This window comes from Vibrio sp. McD22-P3, assembly GCF_021568915.1.
In the GTDB taxonomy this organism is placed as follows: domain Bacteria; phylum Pseudomonadota; class Gammaproteobacteria; order Enterobacterales; family Vibrionaceae; genus Vibrio; species Vibrio mediterranei.
In genome coordinates this window covers 1-4,176 of the sequence record NZ_JAKGTN010000054.1, presented here as the reverse complement: position 1 = coordinate 4,176, position 4,176 = coordinate 1, and the positions used below count along the sequence as shown (strand labels likewise).

Below are 4,176 nucleotides of genomic sequence, written 5' to 3'. Positions count from 1 at the left end.
TTAGTATTGTGAGACTGGAATGGGGGCGTAAAGCCTTACTCACAGCGCAGGGCAGCCCGAAAGGGTAAGAGACAAAACTCCACGGAAAGCGACCAAAACGATGCCTAAAATCACTCTGATTTGGGTAGGGGTTGGCGCAGCCGAAAGGGCTCTAGGTTGTCCTTTCGCTTGCCTTCCCTTTTACTTTCTTTTTATTCCTACCGCTCGGCGCAGTGTGCGAGTAAGCGAAGCGTCCGAGCATCGAGCAAGCGGAATTTAGTCAGGTTCTAAGCTGTGGCACGGCCTCTCTGGCTTATCTCTTTTTTTCTCTCACGAACAGTATTCTTTCTTTATACATTCGTTTGTTAAACTTCCAGCCTAATACTATCCATGGCGTTATTATTATCGTGAAGGCGACTGTATCGCCTATCTGCTGGATTATTTCTTTGAATACACTTTTAGATAGTAATATCTCTAATCCAGCTATTGTTGCCCAATACCCTGCGATGGGTATCAGGATAAAGGACAATAATAGCGTCGTCATCGTGTTGCCATAAATGATCTCCGCTTTGCATCCCGTACAGATGTTCGCCCCATATTTCACGTCCTCTTTTTTACAATGAGGGCACTCTACATACTTCATTTCTTTGCTCCTTTTCTTTTTCACTTTTTTACCATCAGGTCTTGTTTTTGACTACCTTTTAGTCGCTTTTTTGCTACTCTTCACCTAAAGCGTTCGTTATTTAAGCCAGCATACACAGAGTGCACTCGCTACGCTCATTTCTCTGTGAGCTGGAAAGGGGCGCTAACGCCCCCTTTACCCCAGTTAAATCCGTCAAAAAATGACCTCGTGCCGAGCTCTTTTTTCATCGGATTCTAAGGAGGAATGTCATGGAGAAAAGAACCAAAATTATCAAGATTCGAGCTACTGAATCTGAGTATGCCGAGCTTCAAAACCGAAGCATTAAGCCTCGACTTGCAGAATGGATGCGAGAGCATTGTCTCGATGCCAAAGTTCCAAGAGCGAATAAAGTTCCCAATGTTGACCCCGCTCTTTTGCGTCAATTGGCAGGGTTGGGTAACAACCTAAATCAAATATCTCGCTCTATTCATACTCAAGGATGGAAAGCGATGGATAGGATTCAGATTCTGTCTCTTTTGTCCTCGATACAACGAGAGCTGAATGACATTAGAGCGGAGCATAGTCACGATGATAGTTAAGTTTCATGCTCGAGGTGCCGGTCGAGGCTCTGGCCCCGTGGATTATTTACTTGGTAAAGGTCGTACTCGTGACGGTGCCACGTTAGATCGAGGCGACCCAGACGAAATTCAGGCATTGATTGACTCAAGCCCTTACGCAAAAAAATACACCTCTGGCGTGTTGTCTTTTGAAGAGCCTGATCTTCCCAGGGAAACGAAAGACAAGATTATGTCGAGCTTTGAAAAAGCGTTATTGCCAGGGCTCGATGTCGATCAATATTCTTGCCTTTGGGTGGAACACCGTGACAAAGGGCGCTTAGAGCTTAACTTTGTGGTTCCCAATATTGAGCTATTGAGCGGCAAAAGATTACAGCCCTATTTTGACAAAGCCGACAAGCCTCGAATCAACGCTTGGAAAGTAGGAATGAACACGAGTTTGAAGCTACACGACCCAGACGACCCAGCCAACAAAAGAGAGCTTGTGACTTCAAGAAACCTTCCATTATCGAAGCAGAAAGCCGCTACTTTGATCACGGATGGTTTGTTATCCCGAGCCAGTAAAGGAGAAATCCAGAATCGGAAAGATGTGGTTAATGCGCTTCAAAGTAGTGGTTTTACCGTGGTGAGAGAGACGAACAAAAGCGTATCGATTTCGGATCCTGACGGAGGTAGAAATATTCGTTTGAAAGGAATGATTTATGAGCAAGATTTTAAATTTAGCGAAGGACTTCGAGCAGAAATCGAAGCAGCAAGCGAGCGATATAGAGCAGAGTCTGAAAGTCGAATTCTCGAGGCACGAGCGCTCTATCATCGAGGAGTTGAGCGAAAGCGAACAGATAATCAAAAACGCTATCCGAGACCAGAATCAGACAATGAAATCACTCGTTCTCAAAAGTTGGCTGTGGATGGTGTTGAGTATTTCTCTCGTTCTGCTCGGTTGCATGGGGGTGATTTGGTGGCAAGGCAAGATAATCGCCCAGAACCAAGAAGAAATCAGCCGTCAGAAATCCGAGCTAGAGAAGTTGAACGCTCAAACGTGGGGCGTTTCTCTATATCTGTGGGAAAAGGAGCGCTACATCGTGATTCCAGAGGGGTACACAGTGAAATCTGGCTGGACTATGAACGACGAAAAGAACGAGCTCATCAAACTGGTGGAGAAGTAGGTTATGACCGAGTTAGAGCAACAACTATTGAGCGCATTCGACAGTTTACAAGCTCAACACGAGAAGCAGCACAAGGATTTTGCAGCCGTTTACAGGAATTTGGTGCAAATGTACGAGACCACCTCGAGGGAAAACGAAACGCTGCGCCAGCAAGTGAGTCACTTGAGCGGGCAGGTCGACAGCTTGAGCAAGCAAGTGACAGAGTTGAGCAGGCTATACAGAAAGAACGATCGATAAATCAAAGTAGAGAGTTGGGTGGTATCGGAAGAAGTTTGTAGAAAACAGGGCTTTAACATTGCTTGAGGTATTAACGGTTCGTGATGAAATTTTGCCCTGTAAATCGCTCTGAACGCGTCGCAAACTTACAGCACGATTTCTGGGTAAGTAGGGCTTAGTAAGTGCTTATAAATCGATTCTGGGGCGATTGAGGGCTTCTGAGGGGTGTTTTTGATAGCTAACTCTCCCGTTTAACATAATAGGAATAATAAACACCGATTCCGTGGAGTGATTTTAGTCAGATAGTGGATTGATTTTAGTCAGTTTGGGCGTATAATTGAATTGTAGTTGTGGTGGTAGGAACATCCCCACGTTAAAAAACCAAATTCCAGTCATTTGTGGCGGTAGGAATATCCCCACGTTAAAAACTCAAATTCCTTGTATTAACTACCTTAAAAGCCCTGACTCGTTCAGGGCTTTTTCGTTTATGGATTTTATATGGAACTAAAAAAACTAAACGCATCTTTTTATGATGAAAATCCTACAGTTGAGAATGCTCTAGATTATTACAGTGAAGATGGTCTTTGGGATCTATCGAAAGTTCGTGGACATGGGGTGGTTAACATTACAGTTAATAATTTGATGTTCGCAATTCCTGTGAGAAGTAATGTCCGTCACTCCGCATCTTACATTTTATTAAAAAACACAAAGAAGCGCGGAGTTAAGGGGATGGGGCTTGATTATTCAAAAGCTTTGTTAATTCGAAAACCTGAGTATGTAAGTGATGAAAACTTCAACTTGAACTCTAAAGATGCGGGTAAAAAGTTAGTTGGGAAAGAGAAGCATGTTACAGACCAATTTGAGAAATATGTTAAAAGATACATACATGCAGTGAACGTTCAAGATCAGAATATTCTTTCTAATCAGGAGTATGTAGATACTACGCTTATTAATTATCATGCTGATTTAGGGCTCTAACTTTTAGTGCTAACCCAAATTTAGATACAAGAACGGCTTCCAATCGGGAACCGTTCTTCGTTACGGAGTTGCGCGATTGAAAATGAACATAACATTTTGAGAAAAAACGAGAGTTTTAAATTTCTGTTATGGTATCCATGGAAAGATAAAAACAAGAAGTTTTCATCATATCTAGAATGAGGATACACATGTACTGGCTCGATGAATTTACAATGGTTAAGCTAGAAAAATTGGTTTCTGTGGAAGTCGAAGAAGCGATTATTACTTTAAGCTTTGATAATGGAAAAGAGATTGTTCGAAGCTATATTTCTCATGATGATGCACTATCTGAACTACTAAAGTTAAGAGATGCAATGAATATAAAAAAAGCAGTAGTAACGTAACTGCACTTAATCCGCTTCTGACAATTTTAGGCAAAAGAAGTCTCCCCATTGGGAGGCTTTTTTGTTTTGGGAAGTTATGACCGATAAAAAGGATCATTGAGATCAATCGCTTTTGGGATTACTCTCTATCCCTAGATGTGAAAAAACCAGCCGTAGGAAGCTGGTTTATTTCGGAATACTTACTAGTTTCGACGCTGGGTAAGTCCTTTCATGATAGCCATATCGTTAAAGCACTTCAAGTATTCCTGCACTCTGTT

5 protein-coding genes are annotated in these 4,176 nt (G+C 42.5%); 4 read left to right on the top strand and 1 reads right to left on the bottom strand.

Going from position 1 to position 4,176, the window contains the following annotated elements; genetic code table 11:
- Nucleotides 1-292: 292 nt before the first annotated feature.
- On the bottom strand, nucleotides 293-622 hold the full coding sequence (locus L2W36_RS27155) for a hypothetical protein (RefSeq protein ID WP_236112061.1): 330 nt from the start codon (nucleotides 620-622) through the stop codon (nucleotides 293-295).
- 248 nt (nucleotides 623-870) lie between these two features.
- Between L2W36_RS27155 and L2W36_RS27150 the strand changes: the two genes are divergently transcribed.
- The 4 genes from L2W36_RS27150 (at nucleotide 871) to L2W36_RS27135 (ending at nucleotide 3,919) form a co-directional block, all read left to right on the top strand.
- Nucleotides 871-1,200 carry a MobC family plasmid mobilization relaxosome protein gene (locus L2W36_RS27150; protein WP_236112060.1) on the top strand — a complete coding sequence of 110 codons (330 nt, stop codon included), beginning with the start codon at nucleotides 871-873 and terminating at the stop codon, nucleotides 1,198-1,200.
- Nucleotides 1,190-2,620 carry a plasmid mobilization relaxase MbeA gene (mbeA, locus tag L2W36_RS27145; protein WP_236112059.1) on the top strand — a complete coding sequence of 477 codons (1,431 nt, stop codon included), beginning with the start codon at nucleotides 1,190-1,192 and terminating at the stop codon, nucleotides 2,618-2,620. Before L2W36_RS27150 ends, mbeA begins: the two co-directional genes overlap by 11 nt.
- Before the next feature lie 436 nt (nucleotides 2,621-3,056).
- Nucleotides 3,057-3,536: a type III toxin-antitoxin system TenpIN family toxin gene (tenpIN, locus tag L2W36_RS27140; RefSeq protein WP_236112058.1), complete on the top strand. Its 480-nt coding sequence runs from the start codon at nucleotides 3,057-3,059 to the stop codon at nucleotides 3,534-3,536.
- 212 nt (nucleotides 3,537-3,748) lie between these two features.
- Nucleotides 3,749-3,919, top strand: a complete 171-nt coding sequence (locus L2W36_RS27135) for a hypothetical protein (protein ID WP_236112057.1) — start codon at nucleotides 3,749-3,751, stop codon at nucleotides 3,917-3,919.
- Nucleotides 3,920-4,176: the final 257 nt, after the last annotated feature.